We start from the raw sequence: 15,634 nt of genomic DNA, 5'->3' as shown, positions 1-15,634 counted from the left end.
AATTAGTTGGAGATTGAAGGGCTTATAGATGAACTAGTGCTCGGTGAACAGTTTAATTTAAATCAGAAAGAGAAGGAAAGACTACTTTTAAAAACTATATTACCTCAGTTAGAACTCAATAAGGCCAATGTAAACATAAATGCTATGTATAATAAACTAGGTTTAGATATTAATAAAATCAAAACATTAGAAAAAGTTCCGTATATACCTGTAAATATGTTTAAATGTTTTGAACTTAGAGTATGTAATATAGAACAAGTGGTAAGGGTACTACAATCTAGTGCCACAACTACAGGAATTCCTAGTAAAATTTATTTAGATAAAAAAACTTCAATAAGACAAACTCAAGGCTTGATAAGCACATTGTCTAGTTTCATAGGTAACACAAGAAGACCTATGCTTATTGTAGATAATGAAGATAGTAATAAAAAAGGAGATAGCATAACTGCTCGTGGGGCGGCGATAAGAGGAGTAAGTACTTTTTCTAGCAAAAACTTTTACATTATGAATAAAGAAAAAGAAGAACTTAAATTAAATATAGATAAGCTTCGAGATTTTGAAAGAAAATATAAGGAAGAGGAAGTTTTAGTTTATGGATTTACATATATATTGTGGTCAAAGTTTTTAAAAGTATTAAAGCAAGATGGAATAAAATTAGACATACCCAAGCTAAGGCTATTACATAGTGGCGGGTGGAAAAAACTTACATATGAAAAAGTAGAAAAGAAGGTTTTCTCAGAGACTGCTTCGGAGATATTTAACACAAGTGTTGATAATATAATAGACTTTTATGGAATGGTAGAACAAGCAGGAGTAGTTTTTATTGATTGTAAGTATGGAAATAAGCATGTACCTAATTTTGCAGAAATTATTATTAGGGATGTACAGACCCTAGAAGAGGTGAAGTTTGGCGGAACTGGTTTTATAGAGGTTATGAGTATTCTAGGTACTAGTTATCCATCGCAGGCTATTTTAACTGAAGACATTGGCGAGTTTATAGGCATAGATGATTGTCCATGTGGTAGACATGGTAAATATTTTAGATTTAAATCACGAGTAGACAAAGCTGAAATTAGAGGCTGTGGAGATACCTTTGCAGAGAGGGAGGTAGGAAGATGATAAATTGTTATGAGTTAAATGGAGAATTTAATGAAAATGGAATGGAATTTGAAGACTTTAATGAAATAGAAAACGGCATAAATAAGAATGCAGTAATATTTCATAAATTTCCTGTTCAAGTTATCCTACTTATTATAAATGAATATAGCAAGAAAATTGCAAAAGATAGAGAAATATTAAGAATGGAGGGTGCTTCATTCTTATGTTTTTATTTAAAAAAAACTAATATGGAAAAACAGTTGAAGTTTAACTTGAAAAATATTGAATACTTAAATGACTTTGTACAAGTGGAGGATGAAAAATATGTTAAAGCACAACCACGGGGTATTGTATGTCATTGGATAGCTGGGAATGTTCCTACTCTTGGAATTTATTCTGTTATGCAAAGCATATTATGTAAAAATGGTAACATTCTTCGCGTATCTAGGAAAAATGTTGGTACTGTATATAAATTATTGATATTACTAGCAAATATAAATGTTGAATATGAAGGCAGTGAATATTCCTCTAATATTTTATTGAAAAATATTGCCTTTATTTATTTTGATAGTTCTGATAGAAATCTCAATTCAAAAATGTCCTTAAAAGCTGATGTAAGAATAGTTTGGGGCAATAAAATAGCAATAGATTCTATTTGCTTAATGCCAAAAAAAACTACTTGTAGGGATTTGATTTTTGGTCCTAAGTATTCTTTTGCAATTTTTGATAGATCTGCTATAGAGAGTGATGATTTAGAAAAATACTTAGATAACTTGGTTACAGATATAATTGCTTTTGATCAAAAGGGATGTTCTTCGCCTCAGGTGTTGTTTATAGAGAAAAGCAAACTATCTATAAGAAATATAGCTCAAATGCTAAGTCTAAAATTTGAGAGGATTAGTAAAAGATATACTAATTTAGATTTAGAGGAGGCTATAGTCGCTAAAATAATTAACAAAAGAGGTGAGTATCTATTAAGTTTGGATAAGCTAGCTTATATAAGTAAGGGACTTCAATATACAATATTAATTAATAATGAGTTAAAACTTGAAGAAGCTATTACAGGGCGAACTATATTTATTAAGGAGGTTGAGGATATATTAGAGGTATGTCCACTTATTACTAAAAACATACAGACTATCGGGATTGCTTCAAAAGATAGAAAGAAGATGTTAGAGTTTTCAGACAAAGTTACTACAGTTGGGGTAGATAGAGTTGTTAAAATTGGATATATGAACATTTATGATTCTCCATGGGATGGTTGTTTAATAATGAGTGAATTAGTTAGATGGTGCTCAATTAGTATAAATGGCATGATATAACTAAGTTAGTATATAAACTTTAATTTTAAATTTATATTATAAGAAAGAAATGGCAGACATTAAAAGTTTTTATATGAAATTTATTAAACTATTATATATATCACCTTTTCTGATATAATAAAACTAAGCTAAGTTATTAATAAATAGTGCATAGATTAATTTTATTATAGATTGAGAGGTGTTTTTTTGAAGGTAAGGGAAGTTATGACGAAAAGTGATTTCGCACTAAAGGAGAATAATACTTTTTATGAGGCGTCACAGATATTTAATAATAATGAAGTTGAAATTATACCTATATTAAATAATAATGGAAAACTAATTGGTGTAATAACTAAGAAGGACATAATTAGAAATTTTATTAAGGGTACGAGCCCTGATACTTATGTTAAAAATATTTTAAGTGGTGATACAAATATTATTAATGAAGATTCTGAAACAGATAATTACATTTATTCTAAGGAAAGGTATATAGGGGTTGAAAATATAGAAGGCAAATTTGTTGGTATATATGGTGTCAATAATATATTGAAGTATCAGTTGTCCAATGCATTAGAAAAAATAAGCGATCTTAAACAAAGATTAAATTGTAATGATGAATGTGATAAAGCAAACCTTAGTTGCATAGAATTGGAAGCAATTATTGAAGCATCATTTGATGGTATATATATAACCGATGGAAAAGCTAACACATTAAGGATCAATAAGTCTTATGAAAACATAACGGGGTTACAAAGAAAAAACATGATAAATAGGAATATGTATGATTTGGAAAAAGAAGGATATATTTCTAAGTCTTGTACTCTTATGGTATTAAAAAATAGAAAATCTAATACAATTGAGCAGGAATTTAGTACAGGTAAAAAAGTGTTGGTTTCAAGTAATCCTATCTTTGATGATGAGGGTAATATAAATATGGTGGTTACAAATGTACGAGACATAACAGAACTATACGAGTTACAAGATCAGCTTGCTAAAAATATGAAGTTAACAGAGAAATATTATTCAGAAATAGAGGCTATGAGAATTCAGTATCTAAATTTAACAGACGTGATTGCTAAAGATAAAACAATGTTAGACTTATTGGAAGTTGCTAAAAGAGTGGCTAATGTGGATACTACTGTTTTAATATTAGGGGAAACGGGAGTTGGAAAAGAAGAAATTGCTAAATTTATATATAAAAATAGTACGAGATGTGACAAAAACTTTATAAAAATTAATTGTGGAGCAATTCCTCAAAATCTTATAGAATCTGAGCTCTTTGGATATGTAAAAGGTGCGTTTACAGGGGCTAACAAGGAAGGCAAGATGGGACTTTTTGAAGTTGCAGATGGAGGCACGGTTTTTTTGGATGAAATTGGAGAACTTCCTTTAGATATACAAGTTAAGTTGCTTAATGTACTTCAAGAGGGAGAAGTTGAAAGAGTTGGAGCGGTAAAATCAGTAAAAATTGATATAAGAGTTTTAGCAGCTACAAATAGAAACTTAGAAGAGATGATTAAAAATAAAACATTTAGAGCAGATTTATATTATCGTTTAGCTGTTGTACCTATTATTGTACCATCGTTAAGAGATAGGAGAGAGGATGTTTTACCTTTAATTCAGCATTTCTTATCTAAATTAAATAATAAATACAATTTTGAAAAGACTTTCACTATTGAGGCGTTGAGTACACTTTATAATTACAGTTGGCCGGGCAATGTCCGTGAACTCAAAAATATTGTAGAAAGAGTTATAGTGATGAGTTATGGCAATAAAATATTCAAAAGTGACTTGCCAATTGAATTATCACAGAGTATTATAGGAAAAGTTATTGAGTGTGAGGAAATATGTAATTTAAAAGAGGCAGTTGAAAAGGTAGAAGCAAAACTTATTAGTATGGCTTTTGATGATGCTGGTAACGTTCGGGATGCTGCCAAAAAATTGGGTATTAATTCTACTACTTTTTTTAGAAAGCGTAAAAGATATTTAGAGATGGGAATGTTGTAAAAATGTATTTTTTATATAACTTTGGCATGAGTATTGCTACATTTATAAATGTAAAGTGAAATAAATGTAAAGCAATATAAAAAATATATATGTGAAGTGAAGGGAATGGTTTTAGTGGGATTAATGACTGGAGAACAATATGTAGAGAGTCTTAGAAAATTAAATTTGAAGGTTTATATGTTTGGGGAAAAAGTAGAAAATGTAGTGGATAATCCTATAATTCGTCCGTCAATGAACTCAGTTAAAATGACTTATGATTTGGCACAAATGCCTGAATACGAAGAGTTAATGACATCTACTTCAATAATTACTGGTGAAAAAATCAACAGATTCGCAAATATTCATATGAGCACAGAGGATTTAGTTAAAAAAGTCAAAATGCAAAGATTATGTGGACAAAAAACAGCTTCATGCTTTCAAAGATGTGTTGGAATGGATGCATTTAATTCTGAATACAGTACAACATATGAAATCGACAAAGCTTATGGAACTGAGTACCATAAAAATTTTACAAAGTTTTTAGAATATATTCATGAGAATGATTTAATAGTAGATGGTGCAATGACAGATCCAAAAGGAGATAGAGGACTTTCAATAACAAAACAAGAAGATCCAGATATGTATCTTCACGTAGTTGAAAGAAGAGCAGATGGTATTGTAGTTAGAGGAGCTAAAGCTCATCAAACCGGAATATGTAATTCTCATGAAGTTTTAGTAATGCCAACTATTGCTATGAGACCTGACGAAAAGGATTATGCTGTATCTTTTTCGATACCAACAAACACAGAAGGAATTATTATGATTCTTGGACGTCAATCTTGTGACACAAGAAAAAGTGAGGAAGGCGCAGATATAGATGTTGGAAATTATAATTATGGTGGAGTGGAAGCTTTAACTATCTTTGATAATGTATTCGTACCAAATGATAGAATATTCTTAAATGGAGAAACTGAATTTGCAGGAATGCTTGTTGAAAGATTTGCAGGATATCATAGACAAAGTTATGGTGGGTGCAAAACTGGTGTTGGTGATGTGCTTATTGGTGCTACTGCTGTAGCTGCAGATTACAATGGAACCAATAGAGTATCACATATTAAAGATAAATTAATAGAAATGACTCACTTAAATGAAACACTATACGCTTGTGGAATTGCATGCTCTGCAGAAGGTCATAAAACTGAATCAGGTAACTATATAATAGATTTGTTACTTGCAAATGTTTGTAAACAAAATGTTACAAGATTCCCATATGAAATAGTAAGACTTGCGGAAGACATTGCGGGAGGACTTATGGTAACTATGCCTGCAGACAAAGATTTTAAAGATCCAATAACTGGACCTTATCTTGAAAAATACTTAAAAGGTGTTGCATCTGTTTCAACTGAGAACAGAATGAGAATATTAAGATTAATAGAAAATTTAGCACTTGGAACAGCTGCAGTTGGTTATAGAACAGAATCAATGCATGGTGCGGGATCACCACAGGCTCAAAGAATAATGATAGCAAGACAAGGCAATATGGCTCATAAAAAGGCTTTAGCAAAAGTAATAGCTAGAATAAAAGAATAAGTTATTAAATAAATGCGTCTTTCACAATATTAAATACCTAAATATATTAGGGGATAACTAGACCCCAATATATTTAAAAGATCGGAGTGACGAAATGTTTGATAAAGAAGTTATGTTTGCTAAAATTGAAAAAATTCTTGAGTTGGATGTTAGACCAAAACTAGCAGATCACTATGGAAATATTGAACTTGTTAACATCTGTGATGGAATAGTTGAAGTAAAGCTTTTAGGTCAATGTAAAGGCTGTCTTTCTGCAAAATATACCATTGAGGATTTAGTCGAAGCTACACTTAAAAAAGAAATACCGGATATTAAAAAAGTAATACTAATAAATCAAGTAAATGAAGAGTTATTAGAACAAGCTAGAAAAATTTTAAACAAAAGTAGAAAAGTGAGATAGTGAAAATTGGTATTAAATATTGTGGGGGATGTAATCCAACATATTATAGAATGGATATAGTGTCAAAATTAAGAAATTATCTTAATGATAGTGATAGTTTTGGAATAGCAAAAGAGGAAAATGTAATAAATTTGAAGTTGCAGACTAATTCAAAGGGGTTGTAGATAAATTTGTTTAAATACAAATCTATTTACAACTTTTTTAATTGATATATCAGTGTAAATTTGATAAAATACATTTGCATAGAGAAATTATTTTATGTAAAATTGCTACAGAGATAAAAACAGACTTTGGGTTCTTAGGTTATGAAATGGGCGCATTTACAGGTACAAGTAATTTAAAACTTCAATTCTTTCAACTTTATCCACTTCAATCACATTTAGTAGCTTAACTTGTACATCTAAAATATTCGAGAAAAATATGTTTTAAAAATGAAACGTGTTTCAAATATGCAACAGAAATAAATATAAGGTGTAATACTTATAGTTTGTAAGGGTTTAAGGAATCCAGCAAGTTAAATTGTTAAGACTTGTTTCTTTTATGATACAAATTTTATTATTTTTTATAATATTCACATAAAACAATAATCAGAATATTTAATTAAAAGACACGAAGAGAGTGCTGAAGTGGCAATAGTTTTTAAATATATAATTTTGTTATAATTTTGGCATGTAAATTGCTATATATAATTATAAAATATATTTGAGAGATAAATGTTTTAATGAAAGGAGAGTAATACGTAGAAAGTATTACAAAATTAAATTTAAAGATTTAAATGTTCAAGTAAAAAGTAGGAAATGTAGTAGTTAACCTAATGATTTATTTTTCAATTAATTCAGTTAAATGATTTTTAATTTAGGAGAAATGTTTAAGCACAAAGATTTAATAACAACAACTTCAAATATTACAAGTAAAAAAATTTCAATCAATAAAAATATGGATAAAAGAAAGGTAGGATGTTATGAAGAACTTTCAATTAGTACCTCAGATTCATACTTTTAACAATTTTAAAGATTTTGCAGATGAGTTTAAAATTGGTGAAGGTGACTTAATATTAACTCAAGAATTTATTTATGAACCATTTATGAAATATTTGAATTTAAAAGCAGACTTTATTTTTCAAGAAAAATATGGAGTTGGTGAACCTTCTGACGAGATGATTAACAAAATTATTGCTGCTATGCCTAATAAAAAAATTAAAAGAATTGTAGGTATAGGTGGTGGTACAGTAATAGATATTTCTAAATTAATGGTTTTTAAAGATGTGAAAGATTGCCTAAATTTATTTGAGAAAAAAGTACCTTTTATAAGGGATAAGGAATTAATAATTATCCCTACGACTTGCGGAACTGGGAGCGAAGTAACTAATATTTCAATTGCAGAAATAAAATCAAAACATACAAAAATGGGGTTGGCAACTGATGAGTTGTTTGCAAATCATGCAGTGCTAATCCCTGAATTAATTAAGGGATTACCTTTTAAGTTTTTTGTTGCTAGCTCTATAGATGCTCTAATTCATGCTATTGAATCTTTTGTATCTCCTAAGGCTAGTGTATATACAGAAATATTTTCAGTTAGGGCTATAGAAATGATTATGAAAGGCTATATGGAAATTATAGAAAAAGGTGAGGATTATCGTCAGAATTTATTAAAAGAATTTTCAACCGCCAGCAATTATGCTGGAATTGCTTTTGCTAATGCTGGGGTTGGAGCAGTTCATGCTATGTCTTATCCATTAGGTGGAGTTTATCATGTAGCACACGGAGAAGCAAACTATGAACTTTTTACTGAAGTTTTTAAAATGTACAGTAAAAAGAATCCGAATGGAAAGATAAAGGAAATAAATACTCTTTTGTCAAACATATTAGGCCTTAGTCATGGTGAAGATGTTTATAAAGAAATTGAAAATGTATTAAATAAACTATTGATGAAAAAACCATTAAAAGAATTTGGCATGAAGGTAGAAGAAATAGAATTGTTTACTGATAGCGTTATAGAAACCCAACAAAGATTATTAGTAAATAACTACGTAGAATTATCAAGAGAAGAAATGATTGAGATATATACAAATTTATATTAATTGGCAGGTAAGTTATGAAACTAAACAAAATATTATCATACATAATAAGGGGGTAGGTTATGAGTGAAAAACGTGAAAGCCTGGAGAAGGTCTACTCTAAAGGGGATATATTAGCATTAGCTTTTGGAGCAATGATTGGATGGGGCTGGGTAATGTTATCCGGATACTGGGTAGAACAAGCCGGATGGGTAGGAGCAGTTATTGCATTTTTAATTGGTGGAGTAATGTGCATATTTGTAGGACTGTGTTATGCGGAGTTAACTCCCGCATTGCCATGTGCCGGTGGAGGATTAGTATTTGCATATAGAGCCATGGGGTATAAGCTTGGATGGATAACTATATGGTGTACATGCTTTGCTTATGTAGGAGTTGCAGCATGGGAAGGAATTGCTATCTCAACTGCTGTAAACTATATAATCCCAATACCACAGCTGGGATATTTATGGACTATTGCTGGGTATGAAGTTTACGCGTCTTGGTCTGCGATAGGTATGGTCGTAGGACTAATTTTAATTATAATAAACCTTAGAGGTGGAAAAGGGGCAGTTTTATTTCAAAATGTGGCTACGATTGGTCTAACTTTAGCTGGACTATTTTTTATAATAAGTGGAATCAGTATAGGAGATTCGAAGTTCTTAGGAGATGCAATTAAGAGCGGAAATGGAGTTTTTTCAGTTCTTTTAATGGTTCCGGCTATGTATGTAGGCTTTGATGTTATTCCACAGTCTGCAGAGGAAATGAATATTCCTAAGAAACAAATAGGGAAAATTCTTATTTTTTCAATTTTGTTGGCTGCAGTTTGGTATGTAGCAATGTGTATCGGTATTGCTTTAGCGGCTCCATCAGATATTAGACTTAATGGAGCAGTTCCTGTTGCTGATGCAGCAGCCTTTATGTACGGAAATCCGATAATGGGTAAGGTTGTAATTTTAGGTGCTTTATGTGGCATATTAACTAGTTGGAATGGATTTATCATTGGTGGTGCTAGAGTTTTATTTGCAATGGGCAGAGCTAAAATGCTTCCACCAATTTTTGGTAAAGTTCATTCTAAAACTCAAGCTCCAGTTGCCGCTATAATTCTTATAGGAATTATATGTGAACTAGCTCCTTTATTAGGTAAGAATGCATTAGTTTGGTTTGTTAATGCAAGTTCTTTTGGAGTTGTTCTAACATATTTGTTTGTTTGTTTGTCTTTTATAATAATTAGAAAGAAAGAACCAGATTTAGAAAGACCCTTTAAGGTTAAAAATCATAAGTTTATAGGGTATGGAGCAATTATTATATCTGTTGCATTTATAAGTTTATATTTACCGTTTTCATCTGGTGGACTTGTTTGGCCTTATGAATGGGGTATGATTCTTTTCTGGGCAGTGCTTGGTATTGTCTTATCACTAATGACTCAAAAGGCATATCCAAATGTTACTTTGAAAGAAAGAGAACTTTTAATATTTGGTGAGCTATATGCAAGAAAAGAAATTGTTGGAGAGAGTTTGAGCAACAATAAAAATGCAAATTAGATGTATAACAAATATATCTTTTAAAAAATAACTATCTTAAATTAATATTCATATATTTAAATATAATCGAGGAGGAATTTATTATGACAGAATTAAGAAATAGTTTACCCAAAATAACAACAAAAATACCGGGACCAAAAGCAAAGGAATTAATAAAACTTAGACAAGACAATGTTCCAGTTGGAGTATCATCCGGAGTACCTACTTTTATTGAAAGAGGAGAAGGTGCAATGTTTGAAGATGTAGATGGAAATATTATGTTGGATTTTGTTGGTGGAATTGGAGTTTTAAATATAGGTTATAGTAATCCAGAAGTTATTGAAGTTGTTAAAGAACAAGTTTCTAAATTTTTTCATTCAAGTATAAATGTAGTACAATATGAATCTTATGTACGTTTAGCTGAAAAATTAAATAGTATTATTCCAGGAGACTTTAAAAAGAAAACAATGTTTGTAAACAGTGGATCTGAAGCTCTTGAAAATGCTGTCAAAATTGCTCGTAAATATACAAAAAGAACAGAAATAGTTACATTTACAGGTGGATTTCACGGAAGAACAAGTTTAACTATGGCAATGACAAGTACAATAAAACCATATAAACTTGGTTTTGGACCTTTTGCTCCAGGAGTTCATCAAGCAGAATTCCCTTATATTTATCGTCGTCCAACTGGAATAGCTAAGGAAAATGCAGTGAAGTATTACATTGAAAAATTAAAGAATTTCTTTTTAGAAAAAATAAATGTAGAAGATGTTGCCGCAGTAGTTATTGAGCCTCTTCAAGGTGAAGGTGGATTCCTTCCAACACCTATTGAATATGTGAGAGAGCTAAGACGTATATGTGATGAGAATGGTATATTATTAGTATGTGACGAAGTACAATCAGGATACTGTAGAACCGGTAGAATGTTTGCTAGTGAGTACTGGGCAGACAATGGATTATATGCTGATATAATAACTTCTGCAAAATCACTTGGAGCTGGAATGCCAATCAGCGCAGTAACAGGTAGAGCTGAAATTATGGATGCTTCTCAAGCTGGTGGAATTGGTGGAACTTATGCTGGAAACCCAATAGCGTGTGTTTCAGCTTTAAAAGTTATTGAAATTATGGAAAGAGATAATTATGCCGCTAAATCAAACCATATTGCAGAAATAGCTATGGATAGATTTAATAAAATGAAGGAAAAATATAAAATTATTGGAGATGTTCGAGGCCTGGGGGCAATGATAGGTGTTGAGTTTGTTACTGATAGAGTAACAAAAGAACCAGCTTCAAAAGAAGTAAAATCAATAATTAAAGAATGTAATGAAAATGGCTTAGTCATATTAAATTGTGGCGTTAGAGGAAACACTCTTCGCTTTTTAATGCCATTATGTATTACGGATGAACAACTAAATGCAGGACTTGATATACTTGAAAATGCAGTTTCAATTGTAAGCATTAAAGCTTAGTAATTTAATTTAAATTTATATTTTAAAACGGCTGTAGATAAATTTATCTACAGCCGTTTGTATAATTTGTTCTTAATAAGATATAGTGCTCAAGACTTTTTTATTTAAATGAAATGATAATTAAGGCAATAAAATTATTGTGGAGTATGATATTTTGGTATTTACTGGCGAATGGTAAGGGTGGTTTATTTAAGTAATAAACTTTATTTTTGTTTTTATGATAATTTTTTTACATATACAAGTTAAGGTAACTGGTGTATACTGAAACATGAGAGAGATGACTGAATAAAATGAAAACTATAAAAATTTTAGACCGTAAATAGCATTATATGTAATATAATGCAGTAAAAATAATGCTATGTTCTTATGTATGTAGTTTTTTTTAAAAATGATTGTGAAAATAATCACAAGAATGCATTTTAAATATAGACAAAACAAAAATTTGATTATTAGGGAGAGTGTAGTTATGAATTTACAAGAAATCTACAAATCAAAACTTATTACAGCAGATCAAGCTGCTACTAAAATAGTGTCTGGAAATCGAGTAGTAACTGGACATGCCTGTTCGGAACCTGCTACTATTATAGATGCAATGTTAAAGAATAAAGATGCCTATAAAGATGTTGAAATTGTGCATATGGTTCCTATGGGAAAAGATGAATATACTAAGCCCGGAATGGAAAGTCATTTTAAGCACAATGCATTATTTGTAGGTGCTAGTACAAAAGAAGCCGTTGCGAAAGGTCGAGCAGATTTTACACCATGTTTTTTTTCTGAGATACCCGAGCTATTTAAAAATAATTATTTACCAGTAGATGTTGCAATTATTCAGGTTTCATCACCTGATGAGCATGGTTGTTGTAGTTTCGGTTTATCTGTCGATTACACAAAAACAGCAGCAGAATGCGCAAAAATGGTAATTGCAGAAGTAAATAAACAAATGCCAAGAACTATGGGTGACTCTTTTATTAATCTTTCGGACATTGATTATATAGTAGAATCAAATCACCCACTAATAGAACTTGCATCTCCTAAAATTGGAGATATTGAAAGAGCCATTGGAGAGAATTGTGCTTCTTTAGTTGAGGATGGTTCCACACTTCAACTTGGAATAGGTGCTATTCCAGATGCAGTTTTATTATTTTTAAAAGGAAAGAAAGACTTAGGAATTCATTCTGAGATGATTTCAGATGGAGTAGTTGAATTAGTTGAAGCAGGGGTAATTACGGGCAAGGCTAAATCTCTTCATAAGGGAAAGATTGTTGTGACATTTTTGATGGGAAGTAAAAGACTATATGATTTTGTAGATAATAACCCTATGGTTGAAATGTATTCTGTAGATTATGTAAATGATCCTTGTGTAATTGCTAAAAATAATAAAATGGTGTGTGTAAATTCAGCTATTCAAGTAGATTTTATGGGCCAAGTTAATGCAGAAATGATAGGAGAAACTCAGTTTAGTGGAACTGGTGGACAAGTTGATTTTGTTCGTGGTGCATCTATGGCTAAAAATGGTAAAGCTATAATTGCAATGCCATCGACTGCATGCAAAGGAAAAGTTTCAAGAATTAAACCAAATCTTGATGAAGGCGCTGCTGTTACAACTCTTAGAAATGATGTAAACTATGTAGTTACTGAATATGGTATTGCACAGTTAAAAGGTAAAACTTTAAAAAATAGAGCAATAGCGCTTATAAATATTGCTCATCCAGATTTTAGGAATGATTTAATACAAGAATTTGAAAGAAGGTTTAATTGCAAATTTTCATCAAAATAATTAAAAAGGATTAATAAATAGTAGCAAGACAATTAAACAGTTAATTGTCTTGCTACTATTTATTTTATTGAATTTCTAAAATTATTTGTTATATAATATATTAAAAAGTACAAATATGGATATAATATAAAAAAATGAAAAATTATTACATAAAAAGAAGGATTATCATATAAGTTATAGAATATAAGATATGGATACATTATTTAGACGATATCAAAATAATATTTAAATTCCAAATGATTCGGGGGGAAGAAAATGCATTTAAATTTTGAGAATAGTGGAGATAAGTTGATAGTTTACATGTCTGGGGAATTAGACCATCATAGTGCTGAGGAAGTTAGGAATATTATAGATGATAGGTTAGAACGAGATAGTTATAACAAATTAATTATGGACTTTGGAGATGTAACATTTATGGATAGCTCTGGTATTGGTGTAGTTATTGGAAGATACAAAAAGTTACATATGAGAAATGGTAAAGTATGTGTAACTAATATTAAATCTTCAGTAAAGAGGGTATTTGAACTGTCAGGAATGTTTAAGATTATCATGTTATTTGATGACGTAAAGCAAGCTGTAAACAACATTTAGTGGGGGGATTAGTATGTGTTACAATAAAATTAAGATAGAATTTTTAAGTAAATCTCAGAATGAAAGTTTTGCAAGAGTAGCAATAGCAGCATTTGCTTCACAATTAGATCCTACAATTGACGAAATCACTGATGTTAAAACAGCTGTATCAGAAGCAGTTACAAATGCAATTATTCATGGCTATGAAAGTGAAGAGGAAATGATCACTATTGAAGCTATTATTAATGGAACTGAATTAACAGTGATAGTTAATGATACAGGGAAAGGAATTGATAATTTAGAGCTAGCTATGGAACCGTTATACACTTCGCGTCCAGACCTCGAGAGATCTGGAATGGGTTTTACTGTAATGGAAACTTTTATGGACAGCCTAGAAGTAAAGTCTGATAAAGGTAGGGGAACAAGTATAATAATGAAAAAAATATTTAATCCTTTAAGTTAGGTGGAATATTATGGATCAAAAAATAGTGAAAAAAAATAACTATAATTATGAAGATAATATGCAACTTATTCAAATGGCTAGGAATGGAGAACTGGGTGCACTAGATACTTTAGTAGAAATGAATTTGCCATTAGTTTCATCAATAAGTAAGAAATTTCTAAATAGAGGGTATGAATATGATGATATCTTCCAAATAGGGTGTATTGGACTCGTAAAAGCTATTAATAATTTTGATACTAAGTATAATGTGAAATTTTCCACATATGCAGTTCCTATGATAATGGGAGAGATTAAAAGATTCCTTAGAGATGATGGAATTATAAAAGTAAGTAGGAGCGTTAAAAATACTGCACGGCAATTGCATTATGATAAAGATACTCTAACCAAAAAATTGGGTAGAGATCCTACAATTGATGAATTGTCGGTCTTTTGTAATATAGAAAAAGAAGATATAGTATATGCATTAGAGTCTGCTAGCAATATGTTATATTTATTTGATACGATACACCAAGATGATGGTGCACCGGTATTGTTAATTGATAAGCTAAGTGAAAAATATGAAGAAGATAACCAAGTTTTAGATAAAATATCTCTCAAAGAAGCACTTAGAAAACTTGATGCAAAATCAAGGCAAATAATTATGCTCAGATACTTTAAAGATAATACACAAATTCAGGTAGCGAAAATGATGGGAATTAGCCAAGTGCAAGTATCAAGAATAGAAAAGAAAGTCTTAAAAATAATGAAGGAAAAATTAACTTAGAAAGATAATAAGATTTATTATGGATAAATAACTTCAAGTTTGATTTGAAGCCAGTTATCTTTAGTACATCTTATTTTTTTGATTAAAAACTATATTAATGCAAATACTAAAATTAGTAATTAGACTATTATATTTTTATAAAAAACAAATTACTAATAACTCTCGAAAGTGGCAAGGAGGATTTTTATGAAGGTAGAAGAAAAAGTCATAAGAAAAAAATTTGATAAACTTAATTCGAATAATATTCCAAAGCCTAAGTTACTAATACACTGTTTTAATGCCTTTTGGGTTGGAGGATTAATATGTGTAATTGGACAATTCATCGGTGATATTTTTTTAAAAATTGGTATTCCTAAAGATCAGATAGGGACATATGTTTCTATAGTTATGGTATTTTTAGGTGCTGTGCTTACTGGAATTGGTATATATGATAAGTTAGGTGATTTTGCAGGAGCAGGATCTGTTGTACCGATTACTGGGTTTGCAAATTCAATCGTCTCACCAGCAATGGAATTTAAAAAAGAAGGTTTTGTTTTTGGTGTAGCAGCTAAAATGTTTACTATTGCAGGGCCTGTTTTAGTTTATGGAATTGGTTCATCCGTAATTGTAGGAATTTTATACTATTTTTTAAGGTGGTGATG

General features: G+C 30.4%; 15 protein-coding genes. All 15 read left to right on the top strand.

The annotated features are described in order from the left end of the window. Positions 1-6 precede the first annotated feature (6 nt). Positions 7-1,119, top strand: a complete 1,113-nt coding sequence (locus KPL37_RS02660; RefSeq protein ID WP_216145879.1) for a LuxE/PaaK family acyltransferase — start codon at positions 7-9, stop codon at positions 1,117-1,119. Next, the gene (locus tag KPL37_RS02655; RefSeq protein WP_216145878.1) at positions 1,116-2,420 is read left to right on the top strand and encodes an acyl-CoA reductase; all 1,305 of its coding nucleotides are present in this window, start codon (positions 1,116-1,118) and stop codon (positions 2,418-2,420) included. Before KPL37_RS02660 ends, KPL37_RS02655 begins: the two co-directional genes overlap by 4 nt. Positions 2,421-2,606: 186 nt before the next feature. After that, positions 2,607-4,406, top strand: a complete 1,800-nt coding sequence (locus tag KPL37_RS02650) for a sigma 54-interacting transcriptional regulator (protein ID WP_246578099.1) — start codon at positions 2,607-2,609, stop codon at positions 4,404-4,406. A gap of 114 nt (positions 4,407-4,520) precedes the next feature. Next, on the top strand, positions 4,521-5,975 hold the full coding sequence (locus tag KPL37_RS02645) for a 4-hydroxyphenylacetate 3-hydroxylase family protein (RefSeq protein ID WP_216145904.1): 1,455 nt from the start codon (positions 4,521-4,523) through the stop codon (positions 5,973-5,975). Positions 5,976-6,069: 94 nt separating this feature from the next. Beyond that, positions 6,070-6,375: a NifU family protein gene (locus KPL37_RS02640; protein WP_246578098.1), complete on the top strand. Its 306-nt coding sequence runs from the start codon at positions 6,070-6,072 to the stop codon at positions 6,373-6,375. 238 nt (positions 6,376-6,613) lie between these two features. Beyond that, a complete protein-coding gene (locus KPL37_RS02635; RefSeq protein WP_216145877.1) occupies positions 6,614-6,766 on the top strand; it encodes a hypothetical protein in 153 nt (50 codons plus the stop codon). A 473-nt stretch (positions 6,767-7,239) separates the two neighbouring features. Then, complete coding sequence (locus KPL37_RS02630; RefSeq protein ID WP_216145876.1) at positions 7,240-7,377, top strand: hypothetical protein; 138 nt, start codon at positions 7,240-7,242, stop codon at positions 7,375-7,377. After that, positions 7,337-8,455 (top strand): 4-hydroxybutyrate dehydrogenase, encoded by a 1,119-nt coding sequence (locus KPL37_RS02625; RefSeq protein ID WP_216145875.1) that lies wholly within the window; start codon positions 7,337-7,339, stop codon positions 8,453-8,455. The genes KPL37_RS02630 and KPL37_RS02625 overlap by 41 nt, the downstream gene beginning before the upstream one ends. A gap of 59 nt (positions 8,456-8,514) precedes the next feature. Then, a complete protein-coding gene (locus tag KPL37_RS02620; RefSeq protein WP_216145874.1) occupies positions 8,515-9,972 on the top strand; it encodes an APC family permease in 1,458 nt (485 codons plus the stop codon). Positions 9,973-10,055: 83 nt separating this feature from the next. Beyond that, positions 10,056-11,420, top strand: coding sequence for a 4-aminobutyrate--2-oxoglutarate transaminase (gene gabT, locus KPL37_RS02615; protein ID WP_216145873.1), 1,365 nt, complete (start codon positions 10,056-10,058; stop codon positions 11,418-11,420). Between the two features lie 466 nt (positions 11,421-11,886). After that, positions 11,887-13,197, top strand: a complete 1,311-nt coding sequence (locus KPL37_RS02610) for an acetyl-CoA hydrolase/transferase family protein (RefSeq protein WP_216145872.1) — start codon at positions 11,887-11,889, stop codon at positions 13,195-13,197. Positions 13,198-13,452: 255 nt separating this feature from the next. Beyond that, positions 13,453-13,788, top strand: a complete 336-nt coding sequence (spoIIAA, locus tag KPL37_RS02605; protein WP_216145871.1) for an anti-sigma F factor antagonist — start codon at positions 13,453-13,455, stop codon at positions 13,786-13,788. Positions 13,789-13,801: 13 nt separating this feature from the next. Further along, positions 13,802-14,230, top strand: coding sequence for an anti-sigma F factor (spoIIAB, locus tag KPL37_RS02600; protein ID WP_216145870.1), 429 nt, complete (start codon positions 13,802-13,804; stop codon positions 14,228-14,230). Between the two features lie 10 nt (positions 14,231-14,240). Next, complete coding sequence (sigF, locus tag KPL37_RS02595; protein ID WP_216145869.1) at positions 14,241-14,993, top strand: RNA polymerase sporulation sigma factor SigF; 753 nt, start codon at positions 14,241-14,243, stop codon at positions 14,991-14,993. Positions 14,994-15,179: 186 nt separating this feature from the next. Further along, on the top strand, positions 15,180-15,632 hold the full coding sequence (spoVAC, locus tag KPL37_RS02590) for a stage V sporulation protein AC (protein ID WP_216145868.1): 453 nt from the start codon (positions 15,180-15,182) through the stop codon (positions 15,630-15,632). Positions 15,633-15,634: the final 2 nt, after the last annotated feature.

Source organism: Clostridium frigoris (assembly GCF_018861865.1).
Taxonomy (GTDB): Bacteria; Bacillota; Clostridia; order Clostridiales; family Clostridiaceae; genus Clostridium_AD; species Clostridium_AD frigoris.
The sequence above is the reverse complement of the archived record's forward strand: the minus strand, read 5'-3'. Positions and strand labels throughout refer to the sequence as shown.